This is a genomic window from Gemmatimonadaceae bacterium, from assembly GCA_035533755.1.
Classification (GTDB): domain Bacteria; phylum Gemmatimonadota; class Gemmatimonadetes; order Gemmatimonadales; family Gemmatimonadaceae; genus JAGWRI01.
In genome coordinates this window covers 1-2,537 of sequence record DATLTC010000052.1, presented here as the reverse complement: position 1 = coordinate 2,537, position 2,537 = coordinate 1, and the positions used below count along the sequence as shown (strand labels likewise).

The 2,537-nt window shown below is 71.4% G+C and carries 3 protein-coding genes; all 3 read left to right on the top strand.

Annotation, left to right across the window (positions count from 1 at the left end; all coding sequences use genetic code 11):
* Positions 1-1,371 (top strand): heavy metal translocating P-type ATPase (locus VNE60_07290; GenBank protein HVB31310.1); only part of this gene is annotated, 1,371 nt, incomplete at its 5' end.
* Positions 1,368-1,730, top strand: a complete 363-nt coding sequence (locus VNE60_07285; GenBank protein ID HVB31309.1) for a metal-sensitive transcriptional regulator — start codon at positions 1,368-1,370, stop codon at positions 1,728-1,730. The genes VNE60_07290 and VNE60_07285, both read left to right, overlap by 4 nt.
* A gap of 228 nt (positions 1,731-1,958) precedes the next feature.
* Positions 1,959-2,537: hypothetical protein (locus VNE60_07280; GenBank protein ID HVB31308.1), on the top strand; the 579-nt coding region annotated here is incomplete at its 3' end.

The following is a 2,537-nucleotide window of genomic DNA, read 5'->3' as shown; positions in this document are numbered from 1 at the left end:
GCCGATCGCGTGTTCGGCGGGACGATGAACCGCACGGGCGCGCTGCGCCTGTCGGCCACGGCGCTGGGCGCCGACAGCGCGCTGGCGCGGATCGTCCAACTGATGCGCGACGCGCAGGGCACGCGGGCGCCGATCCAGAATCTGGCCGACCGCGTGAGTTCGATCTTCGTGCCCACGGTGATCGGCATCTCGATCGTCACGTTCGGGCTGTGGATGCTGCTGCCGCAGCACGCGCAGAGCGGCACGCTGGTGGTGCACGCGCTCACAGCGGCGGTGGCGGTGTTGATCATCGCCTGTCCGTGCGCCATGGGGCTGGCGGTGCCCACGGCGATGATGGTGGCGTCGGGCAAGGGCGCCGAACTCGGCGTGCTGTTCAAGGGCGGCGACGCGCTGCAGCGCGCCAACGACATCGACGTCGTGGTGCTGGACAAGACGGGCACGGTCACCGAGGGACGGCCGACCGTCACCGACACGCTGCCGGTGGGCAACATGAAGTCGGCGGACGAGCTCCTGACCCTGGTGGCGAGCGCGGAGCGCGCGTCGGAGCATCCGCTGGCCGACGCGATCGTGCAGGCGGCCAAGTCGCGCGGGCTCACGCTGCACGAACCCGAAGGCTTCTCGGCGGTGGCGGGGCAGGGGCTGACGGCGGTGGTGAACGGCACGGCGCTGGCCATCGGCAACGCCGCGCTCATGGCGCAATACGCGATCGACGTGGCGCCGCTCGTGAACGACGCCGACCGCCTGGGCGCGGAGGGCAAGACGCCGGTGTACGTGGCGGCGGACGGAGTGCTGGCGGGGCTGTTCGCGGTGGCCGATCCGATCAAGGCCACCACGGTGGAGGCGGTGCAGGCGTTGCGCCAGATGGGCATCGAGGTGGTGCTGCTCACGGGCGACACGCCGCGCACGGCCCAGGCCATCGCGCGGCAAGCGGGCATCACGCGAGTGATCGCGGGCGTGCTGCCCGAGGGAAAGGTGGAGGCCATTCGCGGACTGCAGAAAGAGGGCCGCGTGGTGGCGATGGTGGGCGACGGCATCAACGATGCGCCGGCGCTGGCGCAGGCCGACGTGGGATTCGCCATCGGCACGGGCACCGACGTGGCGATCGAAGCGGGTGACGTCACGCTCATGCGCGGCGATCCGCGGAGCGTGGCGCAGGCCATCACGCTGTCGCGCCGCACGATGCGGACCATGAAGCAGAATCTGTTCTGGGCGTTCGTGTACAATCTGATCGGGATCCCGATCGCGGCGGGGGCGCTGTATCCGGCGTTCGGCATCCAGTTGAGCCCGGTGATCGCGAGCGGGGCGATGGCGATGAGTTCGGTGAGCGTGGTGAGCAACAGCCTGCGGTTGCGGAGGGTGAAGATCGCATGAGCGAGCACACGACGAGCGACGGCGAGCGGGCGGGCGCGGCCTGCGCGTGCGGCGCCGGCCATGCCGGCGGACGGCACGCGGCGGCGGTGGACCCCGACATCAAGGAGCGCAATCTGGTGCGGCTGCGGCGCATCGAGGGACAGGTGCGCGGCCTGCAGCGGATGGTGGACGAGGAGCGGTACTGCGCCGACGTGCTCACGCAGTTGTCGTCGGTGCAGGAAGCGCTGCGCGCGGTGGGGCGCGAGGTGATGCGCAACCATCTGCGGCATTGCGCGACGGACGCGATCGCGGAGGGTGGCGAACGGGCGGAGGCGATGTACGACGAGTTGATCGACTTGATGTACAGGGGTGTTCGCTGACAGGCGGTAGGACGGTAGGGGGGTAGGGGGGTAGGGGGGCCAGCGGTGACGGGGCGGGGCGTGCAGATGGAAGGCACGCCCCGCCCCGTTGTTACTGCGAACGTTGTCCCGTCCTTCCCCCCTACCCCCCTACCGTCCTACCGTCTCCTTGCGAGACGCCGGCTCCCCGCGCAGGTTCAGCACTCCCCGGCCCACCCCCGCAGTCACCCCTCGAGGAGCCGTTCCCGCATGCCGACCTTCCTCTCCCTCAGGGTGGGGGCGATCGTAGCGCTCGCCGCCACCCTCGCGCCTCCGCCCACCGCCGCCGCGCAGGCATCCACCCGCAGCGTGCCGGAGACGTACGCCATCACCAACGCCACGATCGTGCCCGGCACGGGCGCCACGATCGCGCAGGGCACGGTGGTGGTTCGCAACGGACTGATCGCCGCCGTGGGCGCCAACGTGAAGGCGCCGGCCGACGCGCGCATCGTGGACGGCACGGGCCTCACGGTCTATCCGGGGCTCATCGACGCCTTCGGCAGCCTGGGCATTCCGGCGGCGGCGCCGTCCAACGGCGGCCGCGGCGCCGCGAGCTTCGCCTCCGCGCCGCAACCGCAGCCGCAACCGAGCGCGGACCATCCGGTGGGCATCACCCCCGAAGCGCTGGCGGTGGATCTCATCAAGGTGGGCAACGCGGAATTCAACGGCCCGCGAAGCGCGGGCATCACCACGGCGCTGTCGGCGCCCATGGCGGGGTTCCTGAGCGGACGCGCGGCGCTGATCGACCTGTCGGACGAGAGCGTGGACGACGCGGTGCTCGAGTCGCCG

What these genes read in the sequence shown, in the direction of transcription:
- VNE60_07285 (HVB31309.1), top strand. Translation starts at nt 1,368, where the DNA reads ATGAGCGAGCACACGACGAGCGACGGCGAGCGGGCGGGCGCGGCCTGC.